Origin of the sequence: Fulvivirga sp. (genome assembly GCF_040218215.1) — a bacterium.
Classification (GTDB): Bacteria; Bacteroidota; Bacteroidia; order Cytophagales; family Cyclobacteriaceae; genus Fulvivirga.
In genome coordinates, this window is the sequence record NZ_JAVJQL010000012.1 from 16833 (window position 1) to 43480 (window position 26648).

At 39.0% G+C, this 26648-nt stretch carries 18 protein-coding genes; 14 read left to right on the forward strand and 4 right to left on the reverse strand.

Annotated features, from left to right (window positions below; genetic code table 11):
• Nucleotides 1-5 precede the first annotated feature (5 nt).
• Entirely contained in the window at nt 6-809 is an 804-nt protein-coding gene (locus tag RIB54_RS06245) for an exonuclease domain-containing protein (RefSeq protein WP_350071805.1), read from the forward strand.
• 1 nt (nt 810) lies between these two features.
• On the opposite strand, the gene RIB54_RS06250 is transcribed toward RIB54_RS06245, so the two are convergent.
• On the reverse strand, nt 811-1614 hold the full coding sequence (locus tag RIB54_RS06250) for an outer membrane beta-barrel protein (protein ID WP_350099791.1): 804 nt from the start codon (nt 1612-1614) through the stop codon (nt 811-813).
• A 218-nt stretch (nt 1615-1832) separates the two neighbouring features.
• Between RIB54_RS06250 and RIB54_RS06255 the strand changes: the two genes are divergently transcribed.
• The 4 genes from RIB54_RS06255 to RIB54_RS06270 all read left to right on the forward strand — a co-directional run bounded on the left by RIB54_RS06255 (nt 1833) and on the right by RIB54_RS06270 (nt 13610).
• Nucleotides 1833-3125 carry a PorP/SprF family type IX secretion system membrane protein gene (locus RIB54_RS06255; protein WP_350099793.1) on the forward strand — a complete coding sequence of 431 codons (1293 nt, stop codon included), beginning with the start codon at nt 1833-1835 and terminating at the stop codon, nt 3123-3125.
• Between the two features lie 34 nt (nt 3126-3159).
• On the forward strand, nt 3160-6342 hold the full coding sequence (locus RIB54_RS06260; RefSeq protein WP_350099795.1) for an FG-GAP-like repeat-containing protein: 3183 nt from the start codon (nt 3160-3162) through the stop codon (nt 6340-6342).
• 202 nt (nt 6343-6544) lie between these two features.
• Entirely contained in the window at nt 6545-12646 is a 6102-nt protein-coding gene (locus RIB54_RS06265; protein ID WP_350099797.1) for a T9SS type B sorting domain-containing protein, read from the forward strand.
• Nucleotides 12647-12656: 10 nt separating this feature from the next.
• Entirely contained in the window at nt 12657-13610 is a 954-nt protein-coding gene (locus tag RIB54_RS06270; RefSeq protein ID WP_350099799.1) for a PorP/SprF family type IX secretion system membrane protein, read from the forward strand.
• Nucleotides 13611-13694: 84 nt separating this feature from the next.
• On the opposite strand, the gene RIB54_RS06275 is transcribed toward RIB54_RS06270, so the two are convergent.
• Nucleotides 13695-14489 carry a M48 family metallopeptidase gene (locus RIB54_RS06275; protein ID WP_350099801.1) on the reverse strand — a complete coding sequence of 265 codons (795 nt, stop codon included), beginning with the start codon at nt 14487-14489 and terminating at the stop codon, nt 13695-13697.
• A gap of 110 nt (nt 14490-14599) precedes the next feature.
• On the opposite strand from RIB54_RS06275, the gene RIB54_RS06280 reads away from it, so the two are divergent.
• From RIB54_RS06280 to RIB54_RS06295, 4 genes are all read left to right on the forward strand, one after another.
• Nucleotides 14600-15211 (forward strand): fumarylacetoacetate hydrolase family protein, encoded by a 612-nt coding sequence (locus RIB54_RS06280; RefSeq protein WP_350064906.1) that lies wholly within the window; start codon nt 14600-14602, stop codon nt 15209-15211.
• Nucleotides 15180-17090, forward strand: coding sequence for a M23 family metallopeptidase (locus RIB54_RS06285; protein ID WP_350099803.1), 1911 nt, complete (start codon nt 15180-15182; stop codon nt 17088-17090). The genes RIB54_RS06280 and RIB54_RS06285 overlap by 32 nt, the downstream gene beginning before the upstream one ends.
• A gap of 6 nt (nt 17091-17096) precedes the next feature.
• Nucleotides 17097-17546: a thioredoxin-dependent thiol peroxidase gene (bcp, locus tag RIB54_RS06290; RefSeq protein WP_350064910.1), complete on the forward strand. Its 450-nt coding sequence runs from the start codon at nt 17097-17099 to the stop codon at nt 17544-17546.
• A 109-nt stretch (nt 17547-17655) separates the two neighbouring features.
• Nucleotides 17656-18507: a transketolase gene (locus tag RIB54_RS06295; RefSeq protein ID WP_350099805.1), complete on the forward strand. Its 852-nt coding sequence runs from the start codon at nt 17656-17658 to the stop codon at nt 18505-18507.
• Here RIB54_RS06295 and RIB54_RS06300 read toward each other — a convergent pair whose 3' ends face one another.
• Both RIB54_RS06300 and RIB54_RS06305 read right to left on the reverse strand, forming a co-directional pair.
• Nucleotides 18508-20046 carry a glycoside hydrolase family 32 protein gene (locus RIB54_RS06300; RefSeq protein WP_350099807.1) on the reverse strand — a complete coding sequence of 513 codons (1539 nt, stop codon included), beginning with the start codon at nt 20044-20046 and terminating at the stop codon, nt 18508-18510. It abuts the gene before it with no gap.
• On the reverse strand, nt 20043-21380 hold the full coding sequence (locus RIB54_RS06305; protein WP_350099810.1) for a sugar porter family MFS transporter: 1338 nt from the start codon (nt 21378-21380) through the stop codon (nt 20043-20045). Before RIB54_RS06305 ends, RIB54_RS06300 begins: the two co-directional genes overlap by 4 nt.
• Nucleotides 21381-21440: 60 nt before the next feature.
• Here RIB54_RS06305 and RIB54_RS06310 point away from each other — a divergent pair, with 60 nt between their 5' ends.
• The 5 genes from RIB54_RS06310 (at nt 21441) to RIB54_RS06330 (ending at nt 26440) form a co-directional block, all read left to right on the forward strand.
• On the forward strand, nt 21441-22838 hold the full coding sequence (locus RIB54_RS06310) for a vWA domain-containing protein (RefSeq protein ID WP_350099812.1): 1398 nt from the start codon (nt 21441-21443) through the stop codon (nt 22836-22838).
• Between the two features lie 79 nt (nt 22839-22917).
• Entirely contained in the window at nt 22918-23874 is a 957-nt protein-coding gene (locus RIB54_RS06315; RefSeq protein WP_502879612.1) for a transketolase family protein, read from the forward strand.
• An 11-nt stretch (nt 23875-23885) separates the two neighbouring features.
• Entirely contained in the window at nt 23886-24518 is a 633-nt protein-coding gene (locus RIB54_RS06320) for a hypothetical protein (RefSeq protein WP_350099817.1), read from the forward strand.
• Between the two features lie 164 nt (nt 24519-24682).
• Nucleotides 24683-25786, forward strand: coding sequence for a DUF3644 domain-containing protein (locus RIB54_RS06325; RefSeq protein WP_350099819.1), 1104 nt, complete (start codon nt 24683-24685; stop codon nt 25784-25786).
• Nucleotides 25787-25942: 156 nt separating this feature from the next.
• Nucleotides 25943-26440: a hypothetical protein gene (locus RIB54_RS06330; RefSeq protein ID WP_350099821.1), complete on the forward strand. Its 498-nt coding sequence runs from the start codon at nt 25943-25945 to the stop codon at nt 26438-26440.
• Nucleotides 26441-26648: the final 208 nt, after the last annotated feature.

Consider the following 26648-nt stretch of genomic DNA (forward strand, 5'->3'; position numbering starts at 1 on the left):
TTTGAATGAAATTAAACCTAAAGAATCCGCTTACATTTTTTGACCTTGAAACAACAGGCACTAATACAGTTCAGGATCGAATTGTGGAAATATCCGTTGTCAAGCTTTTGCCAAATGGTGAGCGGGTTATCAAAACCCATAAAATCAATCCTACTATTCCCATACCTATAGAAACCAGCCTTATTCATGGTATCTATGATGAAGATGTGAAGGATGCCCCTGCATTTAAAAATATTGCAAAAAGCCTCGCACAGTTTCTTGAAGGCTCTGATCTGGCGGGTTTCAATATTTTAAAATTCGATGTACCCTTGCTCGTTGAGGAATTCCTAAGGGCTGATGTTGACTTTGATGTTTCAAAAAGAAAACTGATAGATGCCCAGAAGATATTCCATATGATGGAAAAGAGGACACTATCAGCGGCCTACAAATTCTACTGTGGTAAAACGTTGGACAATGCACACAGCGCGGAGGCAGATACTATCGCCACTTTAGACGTACTAGAAGCACAAGTGGCTAAATATGATGGTCAGGAAATGGTTGACAACCTTGGAAAAAGTATTGGAACAATAAAAAATGATATGTCTGTACTTCATGAGCTAACGTCATCAAACATGGTAGACCTGGCAGGAAGAATGATTTTCAATAATGAAGGTCTGGAAGTATTTAATTTTGGTAAACACAGAAATGTACCTGTAACCGATGTTCTGCAAAAAGAACCTAATTATTACAACTGGATGATGAATGGTGACTTCCCTCAAGACACCAAACGCAAGCTTACGGAGATTAAGCTAAGGAATATGAAGATGTGACCTATTTTTTGTAATTACTCTTGCCTTTTTTGCGTTTCGATATCTGTGTATCAAATAAATACGAAACCGACAACTGAAGTGATTTGCTACGGACCCTGAGATCATCTACATAACCCAAGACATCCGGAAACTCTCCTTGCCCGTCAGCTAAATAAGAGTGCCCAAGCTCAAGCCTTGCTTCTACCACAATGTAATTATTAGGAAGAGGCTCAAATACGGTACCTGCAGAAAACAATAGTCCAAACTGAAACCTGTTTGGCTCTACAATGTAAAGCATATCCTCAGGCAAGTCAGGATCATAGTTAAATTCTAGTCCATAATCCAGCACATCTATATCATTTTCATCAAGCTCACTGGACTTTAATGTTCCTTTGCCTGACATCCAATAATTAATTATTGGGCCAGCTCCAACATACCATTTAAAGTCCAAATCGCTAATAGCTCCTTTAAAGTCCACCCGATAAATTATCGGTACAGATAAATAGTGATAGGAAGCCTTATTTTCAAGGTTTGGATCGTCAACCCCCTCTATATACTTGCCTTTTCTTGCATATAAAATGTCCGTTTGAAGGAAAAAACGATTTCTTACTTTAATGGCTGTAGCCAAGCCAACATTATAGGCAAGCACTGGTTTCGAAGTAAATTCATCCTTATTTAAATCCGTCTCATGCTTCACCCATGAAACTCCTCCACCCACTCTTGCTCCTACTAAAAGCTGAGAATAGCTCTCATTGATTCCATAGAGAATGCTAAAAAACACAATTAAAAAAGACCTTGAAATGATGAATACGCCCTTGTTAATCATAAAATATGCACTGCGTTAAATTAAAAAATGGGCCAACTGTAAATACTAAGATAGTTAAAAGAGTAAAATCTCAAGAATTTTTAAAACCTATTAATTTTACTTTAGGGCAATCATGTTTACAATTCAGCTTCAAATTGAATATATTGCAATAAGAAAAGAATATATTTTTTAAACTGATATCGTTGGCTTATTTATAACGACAGTTATTTTAAACCAAAATGGGCAATTTTTTTAGTATACTATTGATTATAGTATTGGTATGTTCACACAAATCTCATGGGCAACAAACCCCTGTCTATAATCACTTTAATAGTAATCCATATTTCTACAACCCTGCCGAAGCTGGATCTAATGAGTTCACAAGTGTGATATTCAATCACAGGCAGCAGTGGCGTGCCTTTGACGGGGCACCTGTTGCTTCCACCTTAAGCTTTCAAACCCCTTTTGACTATAGAAAATTTGCGATTGGCGTAAACATAAGAAATTATGAAAGAGGACTGCTAACAACCACAGATGCCCTGCTTACTTATAGTTACACCATTTACCTTACCAAAGAATCCACCCTTCACTTCGGTTTATCTGGAGGTCTTACTACTAACAACATAGATATCAATGAAGTTGATGACCCTGGCGATCCCGCCATAATAGAATTACAAAATGACAATATTCAAACACTGGCAAATTTTGGCGTTAAGTTCAGGTCTAAAAGTGGCATTAATCTGGGAGTAGCATTACCAAAACTGCTCAACCCTGAATTTGCTAACCCACAAAGTTTTGAAACACCTGCCTTCTCGCCATTTGATGAAGTAACTGTAATGGCATATTTCAAGAGACCGTTGGAGAAAAAAATTGTCACTAAAAAACAAAAAGGTGTACGAAGAAGAGTGGCCGTTGAAAATGCCTATGCACCTCTACAGCTATATGCATTATATAATTACTCCAAGCTTGTTGATGAAAGGATTGAAGTAGTGGGCACACTCGATTTAGGTGATAATTTATGGGTGGGGGGCTCGTATAGATTAAATTATGGATTTTCAGCTCTTCTTGGGCTTAAGTTTCAAAGCTTCTCATTTGCTTACGCTTATGATCCATCAAGCAATTTTGTTTCTGGCTTTGATTTGGGGACTCATGAAGTTCAAATAGGACTTAATATTGGTGAGAGAAAAAAACTGGCAAGAAGCAAACCTATCTTAAGAACCATACAAAAGACGGAAACACATCAGGCCAGGTTCTCTCATGATGATGTACAAACCAATGAAAGTTTAAAAGGTGGCAAAGTCTTTTATGTAGTTATTAAGGAATTTAGGGATTTCAATAGTGCAGACAATTTTGTTAGAATGGTACAAGAGGAACAAGATCTAACAACAAACATTTTTTATAACAAGAACAACAGGGTTTTTTATGTATATATCTATCAAACAGAGTCTAGTAAAGAAGCAAACAAAGAGCTGAAAGCAGTAAAAGAGCTGACTAAGTTCAAAAATGTTAAAATTATCACAATCGAAAATTAGGTTACATATCGAACCATTTTGCTATGAATAACAAATGAAAAATAAACACCTACATCTTTCACTGATACTTACGCTATCATTACTATGTAATGGTGTTTTGCATGCTCAAATACCGTCTGTCAAATCTGTTAGCCCAGATCATGGGTATCCCGGTCAGGTAGTAGATATTAAAGGTTTTGATTTTGAAGCAGGTAGCCGTGTTTTTTTTGGTTCAGTGGAAGGCACAGTAGTAAACTCCTCAAATCAATTGATTCAGGCCGTTGTTCCATCTGGAGGAAGTTTCGAAAATATTTCTGTTTTAAACCCTTCTACTGGTCTCAGTGCTTTTTCTAATGATAGATTTTATGTTGCTTATGGTGGAACAAAAGGTATAAATCCGACTAATTTTGATGCACAAGCAGATTTTGCCGCAGAAAGCGGGCTTTTTGATTTATGCATTTGTGATTTAAATGGCGACCAACTGAATGACATTATTGGTGCCAATACAAAAAATACAAAAGCAACCATTTTGCGAAACTTTAGTACCCCTACTAACCTCAATTTTAGCAAAACACCCATAGAATTAGGCGCTACTACACTCAATGCAACGTGCGCAGATCTAAATGGAGATGGTAAACCTGAAGTAATTTTAACCCAGGCAGATAATGGTAATAGAATTTTTTTATTGGAAAACTTTAGCACCTTAGCCTCAATTGCCTTTGTTATAAAGACAATAACCATCACTGGCGCCACAGTTAACAATGTAGTAGTAAATGATCTTGACCTGGATGGAAAACCAGATCTCATTGTTACGGATCAATCCAAGAACAGTGTTTATTTAGTAAAGAATTCCAGCACTGGTGGGTCATTATCGTTTTCATCGAGTATTACTACCTTAACAGTAACAGGTGCAACCAGTACTTCTGGCATAGATGTTCAAGACATTAATGGAGACAAAAGGCCTGACATTGTTACCAGCCAATTTCTAACCGATAATGGTGGTGTTTTCTTGGCCACAAATAATAGCACCGCAGGTACGTTTTCCTTCACAGGGTTTACAAAAATCAATACCCCTGGAACAATTGTTAATATCAAGGTTACCGATTTAAATGGAGATCAAAAGCCAGAAATAACCACAAGCCTTTTTTTAAGTAATGCGATGGGGGTTTTTACTAATCAAACTGCTGAAATTGGTGGCACTCCCGCTTTCTCGTCAGTGCAGAACCTGCCAGTCAATGAGCGGCCATGGGGATTTGATTTTGGAGATTTGGATGGGGATGGGATAAAAGACTTAGCCGTATCTACTGTTGGAGCCAGCCTTTCAGTAAATGTGCTTAATGGAAACTCTGCCTCCTCTAATGACTTTCAAAAAGCAGATTTGCCCTCAACTTTCATAAACAGAAATATAAGATCAGCAGATGTTGATGGTGATGGTAAACCAGATTTAATTTTTACGAGTGTTGATGATGAGAGTAAAGGCATAGCGGCATCAAAAATTTCAATACTACGAAACAATAAGTGCGTAGTACCTGTAATTACACCAATTGGGCCTTTAAATGCCTGTGCAGGAAATGAGCCCCGCTTAGAGACTCAATTGATAGCAGGTGCTACTTTTGAATGGCGAAGGGATGGTACGGTAGAAAAAACCAGCACTGATAACTTTATTGACGCAACAACATCCGGTAATTACACAGTAACTATTATAATGGAAAGTGGGGCTTGCTCCGAGACCTCGGGTCAAGTAGAAGTTACTATAGGTTCTGCTGCTTCTCTTCCTGCTCCTGTAATAACCAATAATAACCCCGTATGTATAGGTGGCACCATGACACTTACTTCTGATGATGTTGGTGCAACCGAATATCAATGGCGTGGCCCTAACGGCTTTACTGATACTGGAATTAATGCAGAATTAACAGATTTCAAATCTGAAGATGCAGGTATTTATTATTTGGATATCTATGCAGGAACCTGTCTTGTAGAAACCCAAAGTACTATAGTTGAAATTGTTGAATCCCCTGATTTCTTTTCATCACAATCAGGTTCAGGGTCTTATTGTGATGGTGACGCTATTAGCCTTAGCGTTTTTCCAGATGATTCAAATTTTAGCTATCAATGGTTTAATGAAAATGGTTCAATCGCCTCAGAAACCAATACTACATTCTCTCCTACCAGCTCAGGCTCATATTATGTTGAGGTTACTGACTTGGTAAATACCAGTTGCCCCGTTATTAAAACCAATGAGCAGGTAATCAATATCGTTAATGAGCCTATTGTGGATTTTTCTTTTCCAGCTTCAGCTTGCACCAACAGCGCTGTGGCATTTACTAACCTTTCAACAACAGACAACGCACAAAGTGCCAACTACCTTTGGGAATTTGGTGATGGTCAGACGTCTACCAGTCAAAACCCATCTCACACATACAATAACGCCAATTCATACAATGTTAAGTTAACAGTTTCATATGAAGGGCTTAACTGCTCTGCATCATTAACTAAAACAATAACCATAAACGGAAACCTCAATATTGAAATCCTGGCAGAAGGAAGTGCAATCTGTGAGGGAGACGAACTTGAGCTGTCATTAGGAACCGATTTTTCCAGTTATCAATGGAATACCGGAGAAACCTCAGAATCTATTATTGCTTCTGAAGGTGGTACTTTTTCGGTAGATGTTGTTGATAGCAATGGTTGTGTAGGAACTGATGAAATTCAAATTACTGAATTCCCAGCCCCACAAGTAACTATTAATGCATCAGAAAATAATGTAAAGCCGGGCACTGAAGTAACACTTTCAGCCACTGGACTATCACAATACCTCTGGGCACCAGATTCCAACCTCACCAACGCCATCGGTTCTGAGACGGTAGCAACAGTGAATAGTACAACACTGTATACAGTCTCAGGCAGTGACCAGAACGGCTGCGAAGGCACAGCTCAAATTGAAATTATAGTAATTCAGGAAAACCCAGAAGATATACTAAAACCAAAAAAGTTCTTCTCCCCTAATGGAGATGCCAGCAGTCAATATTGGATTGTGGATAATATAGAGCAATTCCCTGATTGTGGTGTGGAAATATACGATCAGGTAGGAAACAAACTTTATGAGGCAAAACCTTATAATAACGATTGGGATGGCCTGTCAAATTCACAGGTTTTACCGGAAGGTGTCTATTATTTTTTAATAAAATGCACGGGGGACGAAATTGTAAAATCAGGAACTATAACCTTACTTAAATGAACACTTTTTAGAATGGTTACTGAATAGAAGTGATTGAAAATCAATAATATGATTTCTTTTGTAACTCAATAATGCAGATTTTATTACATGTCATGTTACCTTTATAACACCTTATAATATTAAGAAGATAGAGAACACTTACAATATGACAAAATCCATTATTTAAGTTGCTCTCGTTTATATCTTACTTGATGACTAGCTTATGAAAAAGTTATTTTTTGTTTCTGCATTTGTCTTAGCAGTTGGAATGGTATCACAGGCGCAAGAGATTTGTGATGATGGTATTGATAATGATGGTGATGGGTTTATAGACTGTTTTGACCCTGATTGTGCCAACAGCAGTACTTGTGATGGTTTTTATACCGGAAATGATGCGTCCTGTGAAGCAGTTCCATCAGCTTTTCCAGCCTTTTCTTTAACCCTTGATTTTAAGTCTCCAAATAAATCTGCCAATCATATTGGTAGAATAGCCATTGGTGACCTTGACAGGGACGGAATACCAGAAATAGCTACTCAAAACAGATATACAGACGAGGTTTTCCTATTAAATGGGAATGACGGAAGTGTAAAAGCAACAGCAACAGTTGATAACCCAAGATGGAGAATCTCCATGGCCAATGTTGAGGATGATGATTGTGGTGAAGTCTTTGCTGTTGACTACAACGGTGGTGATTACAGAATAGTAGCCCTTGACTGTAATCTAAATGAATTGTGGAAATCGGAAAATCGAGACAAGGATCCTGTTCACCTGGGCTATGCTGACTTTGATCAGGATGGCAAAGTCGAAATGTACTATAAGGATGAAATTAGAGACCCCGTAAATGGAACAAGACTAGTTAAGGGAAATGATGGCAATTGGGATAACATTAATGGAGGCCCTGTAGCGGTCAATATTCTAGGCGACAGTAAATTGGAGCTGGTGAGTGGTGGCAAAATATATAGTGTGAATCTTGGATCAAGGACAGCAGATGCTGGCTCATTAACGGAGATTGCAACTATGCCTATCCCCTATGCTGTTAAGCACGGAGAAAATGCCACAAGTGTTGCCGATTATAACCTAGATGGATTTCTGGATGTAATTGTCTCAGGAAAAGATGATAACGGAATTACAACCGTATTTTTCTGGGATGTTCAAAACAATACTGTCAAAACATTTAATGACCCGCTTACTAATGCAGAAACCGGTTCAGACGATTATTTAAAAGGATGGAAAGGCGGCACAGGAAGGCTAAACATTGGCGATATGGACGGAGATGGCCAGTTAAATGTTTCATTTGTTTCTGGCCGATATTTATATGCCTTAGATGAAAACTGGGATTTATTCTGGAGAGTAGTAATTAACGAAGAAACTTCAGGTTATACAGGCTGTACTTTATTTGACTTTAATGGCGATGGTAAAACCGAGGTTGTATATAGAGATGAACAGTGGTTATATATCATTAAAGGTGATGATGGTACAGTATTTACACAACAAAGATGTATCTCAAGAACTAATGTTGAGTACCCTATAGTTGCTGACGTAGATGCCGATGGATCTACTGAAATATGTGTGCCTTGTGGTACTAATGACACAGATGCCTGGAATAATTTCAATGACTTAAGTTATTCTGAAAATTCACAAGTCAGAGTGTTTAAGTCAGGAGGAGAACCATGGGTGCCCGCCCGTAGGTTATGGAATCAACATGGGTATTTTAATGTCAATGTAAATGATGACTTAAGTATTCCGCGAGTTCAGCAGGACCATCATTTGGTGTGGTCTACAGGAACATGTACTGTTGGCCCTAACAGGCCGTTAAATGGTTTTCTAAACCAATCACCTTTCTTAAATTCCGAAGGTTGCCCAACTTATGCAGCGCCTGACTTGGCCATAGTTGATAATTCTTTAATAATTAATCAACCGGACTGCCCCGATCAAGAGTTTACCATATCTTTCGACTATGAGAATATTGGTGACGTTGAATTATCTGGAGATGTGCCGGTAACTTTCTACAACGGCAACCCTATTCTAGCCGGGGCTACCAAGCTAGGAACTGAAATATTAACCCTAAGTAAATTAGGTGTTGGCCAGGTAGAAACAGCATTAAACTTGGAAGTGACCGGGCCTGGATCTCCATTTACCTTGTTTGTTGTATTAAATGACGATGGATCAACAGTTCCAAGTCCTATTACATTACCCAATACCAACATTCTTGAATGTGAGTACAACAACAATATAGTTTCAGGTCTTGTAAATCCTAATCCATTTCCACTATCCACCGAAAAAACGGATAATATCACATGTTCTGGTGGTTCAGTCCCTCCTAATGGATCAGCAAGAGCTTTCAGACTAGTTGGAGGGGCCGAAAATACTTCAGACTACAATTTTTTCTGGTTCAATGGTACAGATGCTACTGGTACAGCTGATTTTACTGGAGCTATTTACACAGGACTAACTGCTGGTACTTATTCTGTATATGCCAGACATAAAACTGCATTTTGTAACTCAGATACAGTTCAGGTTGTAATCAATGACATTCCAACAACAGTAACAGGTGCAATAACTGAAAATCAATCTTTTGACAATTGTAAGAACCCTAATGGTGAGCTTCAGGTTGTCGTTAATGGAGGTGAACCAGCAGCTAATTATGACTACGAATGGTATGTTGGAAATACAGTAGGTGGTGGTTTAGTAATTAGTAAAAGCAATATTGCCACTGACTTAGACCCTGGTATTTACACCGTACTTGTAACAGACAAATTAACGGGCTGTCAAACCATTGAATCTGAAGAAGTGCAGGATTTATCTAATATACCCGTTGTATCAGCTACAGCAGTTGATATTGTATGTTCTGATGCCACCTCTGGTTCGGTAAGTGCAAATGTTGGTGGAGTAACCACTGGATTTACCTTTAAATGGTATAGAGGCACGAGTGTCAAACCCTCTCCTGACTTTACAGGAGCAACCGTAAATACTTTAAATAAAGGGAAGTATACTGTAGTTGCAACAAATGACGCGTTTTCATGCTCATCCTTACCTGTTACCGTAACAATAGACCAAACAACTGCACCGGTAATATCAAGTACATCAAGTACTGAAATGAACTCTTGTAACAGCTCATCACCAAATGGTTCTGTAAGTGTTACCTTTCCAGGAACTGCAAGTGATTTTACAATTAGCTGGTTTAGAGGGCAGAATACCAACAATGCCAATTTAGTCGGAACGGGAGCAACTGTCGAAAATCTGGCAAAAGGAATATATACGATAAGGTTAACTGATAATGTTACAGGCTGTAGTACTACAGATGAAGCCACTATTGTAGATAACGTGGTTATTCCAACCCTTTCATTCACAAAAACAGATGTTACTCAGTGTAACCCTTTCAATGGAAGCATAACGGCATCTGTAAGTGTTGATACTCCGGCAGATTATACGTTCTCCTGGTATGATGGGCCATCAGTAAAAGCTACTCCTGATTTTACTGAAACGGGCAACATTTTATCAAATCTTGCCCCTGGTGAGTACACTTTTAAAGCAGTAAATAATAACAGAAGTTGTAATGCTGCTCCAGTTACTGTAACTATCTTGGACAACTCTCCTGCCATAAACATTAATCAAAATAAAATTGCAGAAGTGCCCCCTTCTGACTGTAACGCCAATAATGGCGAGTTGTCGATTGAGGTTTCAAGGGCTGGAAACACTTCAGGTTTTGAACTGGAATGGTATAATGGATTTGATGCTACAGGCACACCTTTGAGGACAGTGACGGGAGTCAGTACAGATGCACTCACCGGCATTTCGGTTGGGGTATATACTGTACTTGCAAGAGATCTTGATACAGGCTGCGAATCGATTGATGAATTTGAACTTGAATTTATCAATCTACATACAGTAACCTTAACACCCATTGATGCAGACCAGTGTTCTCCGGAAAATGGTCAGCTTCAAATTAATTTAGATACTAAGACATTAGATCATGGAGACTTTATAATAGAAGTGTATGAAGGAACAGATTTAACACAAACCCCGGTAGAAACGATAAACGCAACCCCAGGTGTTACTGTGCCTACAGATTATTTTTCTTCGAATACACTGAGTTCAATAGAGTACACTGTTATTGCATTAAATACTGGTGTAGGATTCAATAATTGTAGTTCTGTTCCAAAAAGAGCTACTATTGAAACTTCGGTAACGAACCCAACTATTGTAACTGGGGTTACAGATGACTTGAATTGTGATAACACCTTAGGTATCGCTCATAGCGGTTTTGCTGAAATAACAGATCTGGATGGAACTGGAATAGTGAATGCTGCTGACTTTACCATCGAATGGTATGCAGGACAAACCACAGTGGGCACCCCTATTGCGACCGGTTTGCAGGCCAATGCATTAGAATCTGGCATTTACACAGTTTCAGTAACTTCAAATGTCAATGGCACGAGTTCATTGGGATGTAGCTCAATAACCGAAGTGAACATAATTGACAGTTCTCCCTTAACAACTGTTGATGTAACAGCAACTAACATTGTAGACTGTCTTGTTGATGGAAGCTTAAATAATGGATCAGCAACTGCTATTGCCTTTGAAGATGGTATTGACAACACAGGAAGCTATAATTTTACATGGACAGACAATGACGGTGCTGCGGCTGATGAAAGTAGCCTACCTCAGGGTAACTACTTCGTTTCTGCTATAAACCCTACTAATGGATGTTCTAGTGAGACGGAATTTGTAGTTGAGGATGAAACTTTCAATGACCCTGAAATAACCCTTCTTGACTTTCAAAACCCTACCAGATGTCTCCAGCTTAACAATGTTCTAGGGGAACTCTTCACAGAAGCAAGTGGTGGTGGTGCATCATACAGTTACAATTGGTTTGCTGGAACCTCGGCTACAGGCACACCTTTAGTAAGCGATGCAAATATTGTAGACCTGGTAGCCGGTGACTATACTGTTGAAGTCACCAATAATACTACTTTATGCAGGAGTACAGAAACGTACGAGCTTGTTTTGGAAACTTCAGAGGTTGACCTGACTGGTTCTGCCACTCCACTAACGGATTGTTCTAATAATAATGGGACTGTCTTTGCAACTGTAACATCTGGAGGAAGTAATAACTACAATTACATCTGGACGGATGTGTCTGGCGCTTCTATTGGCACTGGAAAAGATGTAACAGGACTTAATGTTGGTGATTACACTGTTGTAGCTACGGACATTTCAGATGCCTTCTGCCAGAACACTATTACAGTAACTGTAACAAATGAGCAAATTATTCCAAATGTGATAGCTACTGAAGTAGCCCCAATCACTGTTTGTGACATTACTAAAGCTGATGGTGTAGCCAGTGCATCTGTTGATGGCTCATTTATCGGGTACACTTTTGACTGGTTTGAAGGGACAAATACATCAGGAACACCTGTCTATACAGGAACTGAGTTTTTCGGATTGCAAGCGTTAGAGTATACTGTAAGGGCTACAAACAATTTGACAAATTGCTTTAACGAACAAACTATCACTATATCATCTGATATAGAACCAGTACCAAATCCTGATGTTACACTAATTGCCAATGACACACATTGTGTTATTGACAATGGCGCGTTATCGGCTGCGGTTAATGGAAACACCAGCAACTACACTTTTGATTGGTATTTGGGAACAACTGTTTCTTCAACAATTGAAAATACAGGGGAATTTTATGAAGACCTTGCTCAAGGTTTGTATTCAGTAACTGCTACTAGTCTTGTTACTGGATGTGTATCAGAGCCAGTTACCGGAGAAGTTCAGGAAATTCTGGTCTTCCCGGCTTTCGAATTTGAAATAGGCAACGCAAGTTGTAATAACGATAATGGATATGCGCTCATGAGGCTTACTAATGAGGTTGAAATTGATGAAGTGATTTGGACTGATTTGTCTAACAATGTGGACATAGCTGTTGGGCCTAACTTAACCGAAGTTCCTGTTGGTATGTATCATGTTGTTGTGCAAACAGCTCAACAATGCTCTGCTGAAGCTGATGTAACAATAGGCACCGAAGTAAATCCTTTTAATGGTATTTCAAGAAATGGTGATAATGAGAATGCTTTCTTCAAAATTGAATGTATAGAAAACTTCCCTCAAAATGTGGTTAAAATATTCAATAGAGCAGGTACACTGGTTTTTGAAGAAGAAGGTTATGACAACTCTGCAAAACTGTTTGATGGGTCTTCTAACAAAGGGATTAATCCAATGGGACGCAATTTACCGGATGGCACTTACTTCTATGTTATTGATAAGCGTGATGGTTCCAAAGCACTGTCTGGTTATTTAGAAATTGTTAACTAGTTTAGCTGAAATGTTTAAAAGCAAGCACCTGAGGTTTCTATTTGGTTTTATTTTTTTAGTAGGGGTTTCTTTTAATCTCTCCGCACAACAGTATCCTGTGTACTCGCAGTATATTTTTAACGGATTGGTGATAAATCCAGCATTTGCAGGTAGCCATGTACAGGTGAGTGCCACGGCAATGTACAGAAACCAGTGGGTAAATTTTGATGGTGCCCCAAAGACCTTTTCTTTTAGTATCCATTCAGCGGTAGCCAAAGAAAAAGTTGGACTAGGACTTTTGGTAACCAGTGACAAAATAGGCAGTTATAACAATCAAAACCTTTATGGGAGCTATGCATTTATCATCAAGTCACCTGTAGGAAAGTTATCTTTGGGCGTACAAGCAGGTTTTAATTTAATAAACGCAGATTTCAGCGATTTGAACTTAGACAACCAGGCTGACCAATCATTTTCTAATGTTAGCAATGAAATAAAACCTAATTTTGGTGTAGGGGCATATTTCAGCAATGATTTATTTTTTGCAGGGTTCTCGGTGCCATTCCTTCTCAACAGTGGTTTTGATAATGTTGACCTCGAAAATGCAGTAAATGATATCAGGTCGGCACGATATTATTATTTACGCGGAGGCATCACCCTTCCATTAAATAGAATGAAAACTGTTCAGTTGGTGCCTTCATTGTTAGTACGTGCGCAGGAAGGTTCTCCATTAAGTATCGATCTTAATGCCGGAGTGGTCTTTTATGAGCTGCTAAGTGTTGGCGTAAGTTATAGAAATGTTGATGCACTCATTACTTATATTGATTTAAAACTAAGCGACCAGTTTAATTTTGGCTATTCTTATGACTGGACTACATCAGACATCAACCAGTTTTCTAACGGTACACATGAGTTTATGCTCAACTACCGTTTCCGTATTAGGAAAATTCATGGTAATGTAGAGTGCCCTAATTATTATAAGTTTTAGTAGTTAATGAATTCAGTTTCAACAAAAAGGTTCAAGTTTTAGCTTGAACCTTTTTAGTTAATGTTTGAATTACATTTCAATTCACTACTTCTTATAATACTTCAGCGCCTCTGGCATCTGGGCATTTAAATCAGCAATTCTTGTATCCGGATTAGGGTGGGTTGATAAAAACTCTGGAGGTCTACTACCTCCACTATTGGCATTCATTCGTTCCCAGAACTTTGGTGCCTCTCTAGGATCATACCCAGCCATGGCCATAAATATCAATCCCATTTTATCGGCCTCAGACTCATGGGTTCTTGAAAATTTCAACATCCCGAGTTGGGAGCCCATACCTATGGATTGGAGTAATATCTGATTTGTAAGTGTAGGATTCTGACCCAAAGCGGCAGAAGCCCCACCTAATAGGCCATTAGCAACTAGCCCCTGGCTCATACGCTCACTACCATGGTTGGCAATGGCATGGGCTACCTCATGCCCCATCACTACGGCCACGCCTTTCTCATCCTGGCATATAGGCATAATACCTGTATAGAAAGCTACCTTACCTCCGGGCATACACCATGCATTGACCACATCATCCTCGATAACATTAAACTCCCACGAATATCCTTCCAATTGTGAGGCCATACCATTCTGGCGCATATAAGTATCCACCGCCAATGAGATTTTGGCCCCTACATTCTTTACCATTCTGGTATACTCGGCATTCGATGACATTTTACTTTCATTCATTACCGTTTTATACTGATCAAAACTCATGGGCAATAGTTCTGAGTTAGGCACTAAGCTGAGTTGTTTTCTTCCTGTTAAAGGCACTGTGGAGCAGCTAAAAACAAAAAGACACACCATTAAGATGGAAATTATTTTACTATTCATATCTACAAATTTTATGTTCGCGAAAGATTCGTCAATTTTATAAAAAATACTTTGAATCAATAACAATTTGGTGCTGTATTGTTTCTCAAAAGAGAATTTAAATAATTTATATGAAAATATTAGCGATAGGTCGGAATTATGCTGAACATATCAAGGAACTAAATAATGAAAAGCCTGACGAGCCCGTTATTTTCACAAAACCTGATTCAGCCTTGTTAAAAAATGGAGCAAATTTTTATTATCCGGACTACTCAAATGATATACATCATGAAATAGAATTGGTATTGAAGATTTGTAAGGTTGGTAAAAATATTGATGAAAAATTTGCCCACAAATATTATGAAGAGATAGGTTTGGGAATAGACTTCACGGCTAGGGATTTGCAGCAAAAGGCTAAAGAGAAAGGTCTTCCATGGGCCATAGCAAAAGGGTTTGATGGCTCTGCCCCTATTTCCGACTTTGTCTCCATTAAGAAATTTAAAGACTTAAACAATATCAACTTTTCATTACAAGTTGATGGTGATGTGAAGCAACAGGGAAATACAGGTTTGATGCTATTCAATTTCAATTATATGGTGTCTTACCTTTCAAAGTTCTTTACTTTGAAGAAAGGAGATTTAATTTTTACAGGAACACCAAAGGGTGTGGGGCCTATAGCCATTGGCCAAAAATTGGAGGGATACATAGAGGATGAAAAAATGCTGGAGGTACATATTAAGTAACCTGATATTTATTGTTGGAACACTTTCTTTTATAAATGCATCGGGTCAGCTGGCACCAGGTGAGATCGCTAAAGAATCATATTACATGTTTCCTATTAAACCTGGTGAGCGTAACACGCTTGCAGGCACAATGGGTGAGCTCAGGTCCACACATTTCCATACGGGTATAGATATAAGAACTGAGGGGCGCATTGGACTTCCAGTCTATGCCTCTGCAGATGGGTACGTTTCGCGCGTAGCTATATCCAACTCAGGATATGGTAATGCCATTTATATTTTGCACCCCAATGGCCATACTTCAGTCTATGCCCATTTGGACAGGATTAATGGTAAGCTGGCCAACTATATTCGTACGCAGCAGTATAAATCTGAGAGTTTTGAGCAGAACCTGATGATAAAAAAAGATCTGTTTCCTGTAAAAAAAGGAGATATTATTGCCTACTCTGGCAACAGCGGCTCTTCAGGAGGCCCGCACTTGCATTATGATATTAGAGATAAGCATCAAAACCCATTGAATCCCCTTAACTATGGATTTGAAGAGATTCTTGACAACACACCTCCGCTGGCAGAAAAAATAATTGTGAGCACCCTTAACAAGAATGCGCGGGTTGATGGACAATTTGGACAAATGACATATGACGCCAGGCGGGTAGGCAACAACTATGTGATAGATCAACCTATACACGCCAAAGGAGAAATTGGTATTCAGCTATATGCCTATGACAAGCTGGACAACTCCAGATTTAGATGCGGAATAAACACCTTAGAAATGAACATCAATGATAAGTTGGTGTACTCGTATGACATACAGTCTTTCTCTTTTAGCGAGCAAAGAAACATTCTTAAACATATGAGTTATGAGAACCTTCATTTTACGGGAACGCGTTATCATAAGCTCTACATTGACGATGGCAATAAGCTAAATTTCTATACTACAGATCAAAATCAGGGCAGAATAAAAGTGACCGTTGGACAAGAGCTTCCAGTAACTATAAAAATGACAGATGCCTATGGTAATGAAAGCATGCTGACATTTAAAATCATTGGCAAAGACTTTCCAGAATCACTCTACTCCTATGACAACCTGAAATATGATATCGATGTAATAGAAAACACTTTTGTATATAAAATACCAAAAGAACAGACCGAGAACGGTGTGATGCTCAATGGAACTTCAACCGTTCCTGACTATTTTATTAACAATACTGGCATTTACCTCCATGACATGCGCAGGGAAATACCCAAGGTGCTGCAAGTTGACAAGTCCTTCAAGACCTATAATTTTAAAGACAAGGTGCCTCATGAAATGGATTATAAATACTACAACAAGTTTTTGGACATCTATTTTCCCTCAAACTCATTGTTCGACACCTTATATTTAAAAACAGACTATAAATTAGACACTGTAGATCAGCAAGAATATTTTGAAATTGGTAGCACCTATGTTCCTTTAAGGAAGTCTATTAAGGTAACATTGAAGCCACAAGGTCATTACCCAAAAAGTAAATATGCCATCTACTCTGTGTATGACAATGGTTACAAAAGCTTTGAAGGCGGTAGTTGGGAAGCTGATAAAGTCAGCTTCTGGACCAGGAGTTTTGGTAAATACACGATACTATCGGATACAATACCGCCTAAGGTCACACCTCTTACACTAAGTTCTAACAGCTTAAGATTTAAAATAAGCGATAATCTGTCGGGCATCAAGTCATTTAAATGTTACGTGAATAACGAATGGGTATTGATGAACTATGACAGTAAACGCGCTCTTATATGGTCAGAAAAGCTAAATGATAACAAACCGTTTACCGGAGTTGTTAAGCTTTTAGTGGAAGACATGCAGGGCAATATAAATGAATATTCAAACACCTTAAACTAAATAACTATGGCGCTAAAAGCAGGTGATAAAGCACCCGATTTTAATGTAAATGATCAGGATGGGAATTCAGTTTCTTTGAAGGACTATGCTGGCAAAAAAGTGGTTCTGTACTTTTATCCAAAAGATAATACTCCAGGCTGTACTGCAGAGTCATGTAATCTTAGGGATAATTATCAGGCGCTACAGTCGGCTGGCTATGAAGTGCTGGGCGTCAGTACTGATTCTGAAAAGTCTCATCAAAAATTTATAGAAAAGCAAAGCCTCCCTTTCAAGCTGCTGGCAGATACTGAAAAACAGATACATGAAAAATATGGCACCTGGGTAGAGAAATCTATGTATGGACGTAAATACATGGGTACGGCCAGAACTACTTTTCTTATTGATGAAAATGGAACAATTGAGGAAATTATAGAAAAGGTAAAAACTAAAGATCATACCGCACAGATTTTAAAATAAGCATTTAACGAAAGGTCTGGTTATAATTAAGCCAGACTTTTCGTTTTTTTCAATATTACGCTCCTACTTCCCCGATAATTTTTAAATTCGCATCATTAAACATTTATCGATGAGCACTACTCCAAACATCCCGGAATTAAAGAAAATAGCTTCACAGGTTAGAAGAGACATTATAAGAATGGTTCATGCCGTTCAGTCAGGCCACATTGGTGGTTCATTAGGCTGCACAGAGTATTTCGTTTCAATGTATTTTCATATTCTGAAGCATGACAATGCCTTCAATCCTGATGGTATTGGAGAAGATCTTTTCTTCCTGTCAAACGGACATATTTCTCCGGTTTGGTATAGTGTATTGGCGAGAAGCGGATACTTTTCAGTAGATGAGCTATCTACTTTCAGAAAGCTGAACACAAGACTTCAGGGTCACCCGGCTACAGAAGAAGACCTTCCAGGAATCAGAATTGCATCTGGTTCTTTAGGACAGGGTTTATCTGCAGCTTTGGGTGCAGCTCAGGCCAAAAAATTGAACAATGACGACAATCTTGTATTTGTGCTTATGGGTGATGGCGAGCAGGATGAAGGTCAGGTATGGGAAGCGGCTATGTATGCTGCACACCACAAAGTTGACAATATTGTAGCTACCATCGACTTCAACAGACAGCAAATTGATGGCTCTACAGAAGAAGTAATGAGTCTTGGTAACTTAAGAGCTAAATGGGAAGCATTCGGATGGAAAGTTATTGAAAGTCAAGGTAATGATGTAGGAGCATTGATTTCAAAAATAGAAGAAGCTAAGAGTCTGACCGGTAAAGGTCAACCAGTATTAAACCTCATGCACACAGAAATGGGCTATGGAGTTGACTTTATGGTAGGAACACACAAATGGCATGGCATCCCTCCTAGTGATGAGGAATTAGCAGATGCTTTAGGCCAGTTAGAAGAAACTTTAGGTGATTATTAATCACCTATTCCAAATTCCTTTTAATTTGTAAATATTACCCTCTGCCTTTATTGGTTGAGGGTTTTTTGTAACCAATCGGGCATTAGTAAATGGTGATTCAGGAAAATATAGTGAGGTCATCACAAGCTCTCCACCATTCACAAAAATCTCCACAGAGCCCACATCCATTAGTACCCTTAAGGGCATTTCTTTAGCATCTAAATCATATGGTGCCAGTTGATCTCCGTTAAACTCTTCTGAGAAATCATTATTACCTACCTCATCTCTATTGATATAGAATGACTGACGCTCTTTTGAATAACCAAATCTTAGTGTGTCAGTATTGTTGTTATAAAATTGTAATTCAAACTGTCCCAGCGTTTCAGCTTCTGTGCTGATATTTAAATCCATATCTGCCAGTTCATAACCACTCTTCATCAAATCAACTTTGGTACCTGAGGAATTTACAGTCATGCTTTCTCCTCTAAGTTGCTCCAGCTCTTTGACAGGATAAGAAGTCAATATGTGTTTGTCATCCTTATCTTTAAGCTCAAAAGTTCGGGCCACCGTCATGGCACTACGCCATTTCTCTGTAGGCACTACCTGGGCATAATTCCAGTTGCTCATCCAACCCAAAAACAAAATCCTTCCATCTTCCTCAGGTACATTTGACCAGGTGACACCTGCATAATTATCCCTTCCCATATCTATCCAGCGGGTTTCCTGATCTTGTGGAGTGAAGGTCTTACCATCAAAGTCACCAACAAAATACTGAGTTGCAGAACCTCCGTTAGGTCCACCAGGATTGATGCTCACCAGCAACACCCATTTATCACCCATCCTTATCAAATCAGGACACTCCCAAACACCACCATGACCGCCTAACTCAAAGCCGAAATCGCTTTCTTTAGTCCATGATTTCAAATCTGGACTGGAGTAGAAAGTAATATGATCCAGCACAGCCAATGACATGACCCACTTCTGCCCTTCCTCGTACCAAAATACTTTAGGGTCTCTAAAATCCTTGATGCCTGGATTAGGCAGCACGGGGTTATTCTCATATTTAGTCCATGTACGGCCTTTATCAGTACTGTAGGCAATTCCCTGATACTGATAATCTATTTTGCCTGCCTTCTCCATTTCAGGTTGGTGATAGGTAAAAATGGCCACCAATGGTGGATTCTCTGCCGTACCTAACCCAGAAGTGTTGTTTTTATCAACCACAACACTACCAGAAAAGATATACCCCAAATCATCAGGATAAAGCGCTACGGGTAAATGTTCCCAGCTCACCATATCAGTGCTTACAGCATGGCCCCAGTGCATAGGTCCCCAAACAATACTGTCAGGGTAATATTGATAGAAAAGGTGGTATTCCCCCTCATAATAAACCATCCCGTTAGGATCATTCATCCAGTGTGCCTCTGGTGAAAAATGGAACTGCAAACGGTGCTGTTCTCCGTAATACGCAGTATTCTCAACCTCAACTACTACCTGCTCTTCCTTCTTTGGTGCACAAGCAGCAGCTATAATGCATAATCCTAGTACTATTCTTTTCATGGTGATAATTCTTTAGCAAGTTCTTCTAATGTTTTGCCTTTGGTTTCTGGCATTAGTTTCCAGGTAAACAGCAACTGTAGCACCATCATAAAGGCAAAGAATGCAAATACAGGCCATGGATTGTCCCCAAAAATTCCATCCTGCCTGTCAATGAAGATTGGTGTTAATAATGTGATAAGTGCCGCAAAAACCCAGTGGGTGCCCGTACCTAGAGCTTGACCATAAGCACGAACCTGATTGGGAAATATTTCTGAAATAAACACCCAAATAACCGCTCCCTGCCCAATAGCATGAGAAGCAATAAACACCAAGATGAATACTAATAAATAGGTAGGGTCAATGGCAGCATAAAAGGCATAGGCCGTGAGTACCAGGCTTATAATATAACCGATGGAACCAATATACATCAATTGCTTACGCCCAATCCTGTCAATCAGGTAAAGGCCGGCAAAGGTGAATAGCATATTTATACCTCCTATGGAGATAGAATTGAATAAAGAGTCTTTAGCGGCCAGACCCGCTATCTCAAGCAACTCAGGTGCATAATACAATATAAAATTGATACCCGACAATTGATTAAAGAAGGCGATTAAAAATGCCAACATGATAGGTCGGTAATGTTTCTGAGTAAAGAAATTGCTGTGCTGGGCATCAGGTTGGATATCATTTTTAATGTCCTGAAGGCGCTCTTGTGCCGTTGCTGGATCTATAATGTTCAGAACCCTTAAAGCTCCAGCTTCATCCTTTTTCTTCAGGTACAACCATCTTGGACTATTGGAAACTCCCAATATCATAACACAAAAGATAAAGGCAGGTATTCCTTCTACACCGAGCATCCAACGCCAGTCGTTTTCACCACCTACTCCTTTTAAGAGGTAGTTGGAAATGAAAGCTATGAGAATCCCAAATACTATCATAAATTGATAAAGCGCCACAAACTTGCCTCTGTTTTTAGAGGAAGTGATTTCTGAAATATAAGTGGGTGCCGCTACAGATGAGGCCCCAACACCGATACCCCCGATAAATCTGAAAAATGAAAATAAGTAAGGGTCTGGAGCCAATGCTGATCCCACGGCTGACACAAAATATAATATCCCAACCCAAAGGAGGGTTTTTTTTCTACCAATAGCATCTGTAGGTATTCCTCCAAACAATGAACCGATTACTGTACCCCAAAGGGCCATTGACATGATAAATGTACCGTGAAAGAATGGTGTGGTTTGCCATAACTCTTTTATGGGAAGGTTAGCCCCGGAAATAACCACAGTATCGAAACCGAAAAGGAATCCAGAGAGTGCTACGGTTAAAGACCAAAGTATTATTTTATTTTTCATCCGGGTAATTTACGATTTTTGTAAAAAATACAAACGATTCCCAAGTTCTAAAGGAAATTATTGCCCAAAATAATCGTTGATAACCTGATGCTAAGAATAACAACCGTAATTGCGCTACTGTTTATAACCACTTCCCTGCTGGCGCAGAATGTACAGCAAAAGCTCCCTGAAAAAACCAGAATACTATTTCTGTTAGATGGCTCGGCAAGTATGCTGGCCAAGTGGGGTCAGGAAACACGCATGGATGTAGCCAAGTCTTTGCTTTCAAACCTGGTGGACTCATTGAAGGTCAATCCTAAACTGGAGCTGGCACTTCGGGCTTATGGGCATCTGTACTCTAAGGGAGCACAAAACTGCAAAGACACTAAACTAGAGGTTGGCTTTGCACAAAAGAACCATGCCCAGATCATCAAAGAACTACAGCTGATTAGCCCAAAAGGCACTACGCCTATTGCCTATTCGTTGGAGCAGGCCGCCAATGATTTTCCGGCAGGTAGCTCAAGGAATATTGTTATCATAATAACAGATGGTATAGAATCATGTGATGGCGACCCCTGCGCAGTATCATTGGCCCTGCAGAAAAAAGGCGTTTTCCTAAGACCTTTTGTTATTGGTTTGGGGATTGATAAAGACTATACTAAAGAATTCAGGTGCCTGGGTGACTTCTTCGATGCCAAAGATTTGAACACCTTTCAGGTGGCGCTGCAAAAGGCCATTAAAACAAGTCTCGAAAAAACCACAGCTACTGTAGAGCTGCTGGATGTGAAAAATAAACCCACGGAGACCAATGTCAATGTGAGCTTTGTAAATAGTGTCACTAAGATTTCGGCTTTTGATTTTGTGCATTATTTAGATACTCAAGGTAAACCAGACACAGTAATACTGGAAGCCGTGATACCTTATGATGTTGTGGCCAATACCATCCCTCCTGTAGTTAAAAGAAATTACAGGCTTCACCCCGGAATTCACAATACCATTCAGCTTGCTACGCCACAGGGAACAATAGCTATTAATCAAAGAAATGCCTCCACCTACACTCAAGGGGTTAGAGTGTTGATCAGTAAGGGTAACAGACTAATCCACACACAGGACATTAACACCAGCCAAAAATACCTTACCGGAGATTATGATATTGAAGTATTAACGCTGCCATCCAGAAAGTTTAAGGTAAGCGTACAACAAAGCCAGCAGGAGCAGATTACCCTGCCAGCCCCTGGACTGTTAAATATTTATAACAATGCCGCTGGGTTTGGCAGTTTGTATGAAATTAATGATGATGGCAGCCAGCAATGGATCAAAGACCTTGACAACAAAGAATCGAAATCTACGATTGCTATTCAGCCCGGTAATTACAAAATTGTATTTAGAGTAGAAAAAGCCCCAGGCAGCAAGTACACCACCGTTAAAAACTTCACCATTAAAGAAGGGCTGTCAACAACCGTCAGATTGTTTGACTAATCTTAAAATAGACTATTATTTTAAGAAGATATGTATAAATTTGCCGCTTCTGTAAGGCGCTTATAACCTAAACATTTACATCGTGACTAAACTCACCTATACCGAAAAGAAAGACACAAGATCAGGCTTTGGAGCCGGATTGCACGAACTGGGAAAATCAAACAAAAACGTGGTAGCACTTTGTGCTGACTTAACAGGCTCATTAAAAATGGATGCCTTTAAAAAGGATTTCCCTGACAGGTTTTTTCAAGTAGGTATTGCTGAAGCCAACATGATTGGCCTGGCAGCAGGTATGACTATAGGTGGCAAAATACCTTTTACAGGCACGTTTGCTAACTTTTCTACCGGTAGGGTTTATGACCAGATCAGACAGTCAGTGGCTTATTCAGGCAAGAATGTAAAGATCTGTGCTTCACACGCTGGTCTTACCTTAGGTGAAGATGGGGCTACGCACCAGATTTTGGAAGATTTGGGTATGATGAAAATGTTACCGCACATGACGGTGATCAACCCATGTGATTATAATCAAACAAAGGCCGCTACTATTGCCATTGCAGATCATGAAGGCCCGGTATATTTAAGATTTGGTAGACCAAAATGGCCAATCTTCACTCCTGCTGATCAGAAGTTTGAGATTGGTAAGGCCATCAATATGATTGAAGGTAGTGATGTTTCTATTTTTGCTACGGGCCATATGGTTTGGCAAGCGATAGAAGCTGAAGCCATTTTAGCAGAAAAAGGAATTAGCGCTGAGATTATCAATATACACACCATCAAGCCATTGGATGAAGAGGCAATCTTGGCATCAGTTAAGAAAACAAGATGTGCTGTATCTGCAGAAGAACACCAAATGAACGGTGGTTTAGGGGATAGCATTGCTCAAACTTTGAGCCGCAACCTTCCCCTACCTTTAGAAATGGTGGCGGTTAATGACAGCTTTGGAGAAAGCGGAACCCCAGAAGAGCTATTGCCTAAATATGGTTTAGGCCCTGATGATATTGTAAATGCTGCTTTGAAGGCTATTGCCAGAAAATAGAACCTGTTAAAATGAAATCATTATTAGGATTACTACTTGCTATAATTTTCGTGCCTGCAGTTGGTCAAATTAATGCTGTAACAGATACCGGAGATGAAGTGCTACTCTATGAGGATGGCACGTGGGAATATGTAGATGGCGCTGAAGTTGAAGAAACCGAAATCCCGACCAACGAAACACCCTTTGAGAAGGATAAAAAATCCACCTTCCTTATTAAGAGTAAAAAACTGAATATTGGTCTTTGGATCAACCCAAAAGAATGGTCTTTTGAAAAGGGTGCTGAAGATGATGCCAGTGAATTTAAGTTCGTTAAGAAAGGTGAAGACCTTTATGGCATGCTGATCACTGAAAAGATAGAAGTGCCACTATCAACTTTAAAGACCATAGCGCTTGAAAATGCCAAAGGTGTAGCACCAGACACTAAGGTGGTTCATGAAGAGTATAGAATGGTAAATGGTGTTAAAGTATTGCACATGCAGTTAACAGGCACCTTACAAGGCATCAGGTTCACTTACTTGGGCTATTACTACTCCAGCGCTGAAGGCAGCATCCAGTTGGTAAGTTATACGGCAGATAACCTCGTGCAAACCTATAAAAAAGACATAGAAATTTTATTGAATGGATTGGTCGTACTTGAAGAATAGATAATTTCAATTAGGATACCACAAAGCCTTCTGGATATGATTCAGAAGGCTTTTTTGTTGCCTTTATGATTTAAAAACTAAAAAACATTAGATTAGTAAAATAGATATTAGTGATATAACAGAAGTTCTGTTACCCTGATGTTAGCAAGCACACCACACCGCACATGAGCCTACGGAAAGGAAAAACCAAAATAACTTTAGAAAGCTCAATTGAAGCCGCACTATTAGCTGTTGAAATTTATAATAAGCCAAGGACTCCTTTTCGAGTAGAGGGTTTTATCACACACATGATAATCGCCTGGACAAGGCTTTTTCATGCTCATTTTAATCATACTATTGGTGAAAAATATTACTACAAAAAGTCAAATGGGCGCTACGAAATTGTTGATGGCGAAAAAAAATCGTGGGAATTAAAAACCTGTGTGAGTAAATACGTTGGCCTTTCAGATGGTGTTAAATCTAACATTAATTTCTTCATTAAACTCCGAAATAAAATTGAACATCGATATATTGACAGAGAGGAAGTAGGCATAATGATTTTTGGAGAGTGTCAAGCGCTTCTTTATAATTATGAAAACACTTTGATAGAATTATTTGGTGAGGATTATGCTCTCAATGAAAGCCTATCATTTTCAATTCAATTTTCTAGAATCAGAAAAAAATCACAGTTAGAAGCAAGTAAAAAGCTTCTGTCAAAAGAAATAAAAGAGTTAAAACAGTTCATTGATACATACCGAACTGGCTTGTCAGATGATGTTTTCAACACACAAGATTACAGTATTAAGCTAATTCAACTTCCAAAAATCAGTAACACTAACAGAAATGATTTGGCCGTTGAATTTGTCAACTGGAACTCTCTTTCATCTGATGATAAAGAGAATTATGAAAAGGTAACTGCTATTATTAAGGATAAGGTTGTTAAAAAAGAGGCAATTAACCCAGGAAGATTAAAGCCTGGAGATGTTGTAAATCAAGTTAACGAAAGGACAGGCAGTAATTTAAATCACTTTGATCATAAGTGCCTGTATTATATTTTAATGATTAGACCTTTAAGATCAGATGTAGATGAAGACCCTTTTAACACCAATACAAAATATTGTCATTATGATGAGGTTCATGATGACTATGTATATCAGGATGAATGGGTAAACCTCTTGGTCCATATTATTGAAAATGGGCTTCTGAACAAGGAAATATGGAAAAAGAATTGGGATAATAAGACCCCTTTGAATATCACGAATTTAGAACAACAAAATGGTGAAGGCTAATGAAGATTTATACCAAGTTTAAACCCCAGCTCGCGCTCGTTTTATTAACGAGTGCAACCTTGAAATAAATTTACACGCGAGCAATCGCGCGTCAGCTATATAAACTGAATATTAGTGATATAACAGAAGCTCTATTATTCTAATGTCGTACCGTTCATGAACTCTCAAAACTTGAAGCTATTTCCAACAAAATCCCTAAACGTAGAATTGGAAGATCTGTATTCCAGAAGTTATGAAAAGCTTAAGGGGCAAACTGACTTAACTGATAACCTCATTTCTACATGGACCAATAAAGAATTTCGTGGAACGGTTACTGAACAAGGTTTTAAACTGATATCATCCGAAATTGGCCGTGGTGCTGTTTGTGTCTATATAGGTAACTTTCAAAACAATTCAGGTACAATTCAGGTGCGACTTAATAAAGCTTTTCAAATACTTTTCGGAATTCTTTTATCATATCCAATAATCGGATTTGGTTTATTGCTATTAACAGAGGGTTTTAACAATGCCCTAAAATTCATTCCAATATTACTTTTATTGTTCTTGTTCATTAGATATGTATTCATGGGGTTATCATTCTGGTTCATATCAAAAACTGGTTTAAAGAAACTAGCTCGAACGCTGAACATTAAAAGCCTAAATAACAAGGTATAACACAATAGATAAGGCATGCGCAACTTAATACCAATCTAAGGTTGTAGCAAGTGCAATGCAAACTCTAAGGTCCCCCCAGTTCCCGCCATGCTCTGCATGGTGGTTGTGAAGAATAATTTCTCCAGCGTTTGTGGCTCACGAACGCTTATCACATAAATGTAGTATTCAGAGGGTTGTGAAGACACAACCCTTGGCCTCCTCTCGCCAT

Coding starts and splice junctions, on each gene's coding strand:
- RIB54_RS06255 (WP_350099793.1), top strand. CDS start 1,833: ATGGGCAATTTTTTTAGTATACTATTGATTATAGTATTGGTATGTTCA.
- RIB54_RS06325 (WP_350099819.1), top strand. CDS start 24,683: ATGAGCCTACGGAAAGGAAAAACCAAAATAACTTTAGAAAGCTCAATT.
- RIB54_RS06320 (WP_350099817.1), top strand. CDS start 23,886: ATGAAATCATTATTAGGATTACTACTTGCTATAATTTTCGTGCCTGCA.
- RIB54_RS06295 (WP_350099805.1), top strand. CDS start 17,656: ATGAGCACTACTCCAAACATCCCGGAATTAAAGAAAATAGCTTCACAG.
- RIB54_RS06270 (WP_350099799.1), top strand. CDS start 12,657: ATGTTTAAAAGCAAGCACCTGAGGTTTCTATTTGGTTTTATTTTTTTA.
- RIB54_RS06280 (WP_350064906.1), top strand. CDS start 14,600: ATGAAAATATTAGCGATAGGTCGGAATTATGCTGAACATATCAAGGAA.
- RIB54_RS06250 (WP_350099791.1), bottom strand. CDS start 1,614: ATGATTAACAAGGGCGTATTCATCATTTCAAGGTCTTTTTTAATTGTG.
- RIB54_RS06265 (WP_350099797.1), top strand. CDS start 6,545: ATGAAAAAGTTATTTTTTGTTTCTGCATTTGTCTTAGCAGTTGGAATG.
- RIB54_RS06285 (WP_350099803.1), top strand. CDS start 15,180: ATGAAAAAATGCTGGAGGTACATATTAAGTAACCTGATATTTATTGTT.
- RIB54_RS06305 (WP_350099810.1), bottom strand. CDS start 21,380: ATGAAAAATAAAATAATACTTTGGTCTTTAACCGTAGCACTCTCTGGA.
- bcp (WP_350064910.1), top strand. CDS start 17,097: ATGGCGCTAAAAGCAGGTGATAAAGCACCCGATTTTAATGTAAATGAT.
- RIB54_RS06245 (WP_350071805.1), top strand. CDS start 6: ATGAAATTAAACCTAAAGAATCCGCTTACATTTTTTGACCTTGAAACA.
- RIB54_RS06260 (WP_350099795.1), top strand. CDS start 3,160: ATGAAAAATAAACACCTACATCTTTCACTGATACTTACGCTATCATTA.
- RIB54_RS06330 (WP_350099821.1), top strand. CDS start 25,943: ATGAACTCTCAAAACTTGAAGCTATTTCCAACAAAATCCCTAAACGTA.
- RIB54_RS06300 (WP_350099807.1), bottom strand. CDS start 20,046: ATGAAAAGAATAGTACTAGGATTATGCATTATAGCTGCTGCTTGTGCA.
- RIB54_RS06275 (WP_350099801.1), bottom strand. CDS start 14,489: ATGAATAGTAAAATAATTTCCATCTTAATGGTGTGTCTTTTTGTTTTT.